The sequence below is a fragment of the Stenotrophomonas pictorum JCM 9942 genome, from assembly GCF_001310775.1.
Taxonomy (GTDB): Bacteria; Pseudomonadota; Gammaproteobacteria; order Xanthomonadales; family Xanthomonadaceae; genus Stenotrophomonas; species Stenotrophomonas pictorum.
In genome coordinates this window covers 1-878 of the sequence record NZ_BAZI01000686.1, presented here as the reverse complement: position 1 = coordinate 878, position 878 = coordinate 1, and the positions used below count along the sequence as shown (strand labels likewise).

Annotated in this window: 1 pseudogene; it reads left to right on the top strand. The window is 69.9% G+C overall.

Annotation, left to right across the window (positions count from 1 at the left end):
- Positions 1-162: 162 nt before the first annotated feature.
- A pseudogene (gene rsmG, locus JCM9942_RS17055) lies at positions 163-799 on the top strand (16S rRNA (guanine(527)-N(7))-methyltransferase RsmG).
- Positions 800-878 lie beyond the last annotated feature (79 nt).

Below are 878 nucleotides of genomic sequence, written 5' to 3'. Positions count from 1 at the left end.
GCGTGGTATCCGCTGTGAGGCCGGGCGTCGTGGGCGCGGGCGCGGTCGTACGGCGCGGACAGGGTGCCGGCAGGTCGTGGAACCTCATGGTTCGGGGCCTTATTTCACTGTCAGCCAGGCGGGAGGCGGCGGAAGCGGCATCGGGCCTGCGATAATTCGCCCATGAATGACATCTCCCTTCCGCCGGAAGTCGCCACCGATCTGGCGCGCGGCCTGCAGGCCATGGGTCTGGACACCGCTCTGGCCACGCCGCTGCTGGCCTACCTGGCCCTGCTGGTGCGCTGGAACCGCACCTACAATCTCACTGCCATCCGCGACCCGCGCGAAATGGTGACCCGCCACCTGCTCGATTCGCTGGCGATGGCCTCGCATGTCGATTCCGGCAGTCTGGCCGATCTGGGAACCGGCCCGGGCTTGCCGGGCATTCCGCTGGCCATCACCCACCCGCAGCTGCAGGTCACGCTGGTGGAGAGCAACGGCAAGAAGGCCCGCTTCCTGCGCGAGGCGGTACGCAAGCTGGGGCTGGGCAACGCGCGGGTGGCCGAATCCCGGGCCGAGGCGCTGGAGGAGCCGGGCGCCTACGACAACCTCACCGCCCGGGCGATGGATACCCTGGCCGGCATCATCGCCGTCGGTGGCCACCTGCTGCGGCCGGGAGGGCAGCTGCTGGCGATGAAAGGCGTCTACCCGCACGAGGAAATCGCCCAGTTGCCGGCCGATTGGCAGGTGCTGGAAGTGCGTCCGCTGCAGGTACCCGCTGGTGGGCGACCGCCATCTGGTGGTGGTCCAGCGCCGCTGAGACCGTCATCACGCTTCCGCCGCAGCGTTCCGAGCGCGCGGTCAGCGGTGCCGGCGGGCCCCGTTTGCCGGTGGTTGCC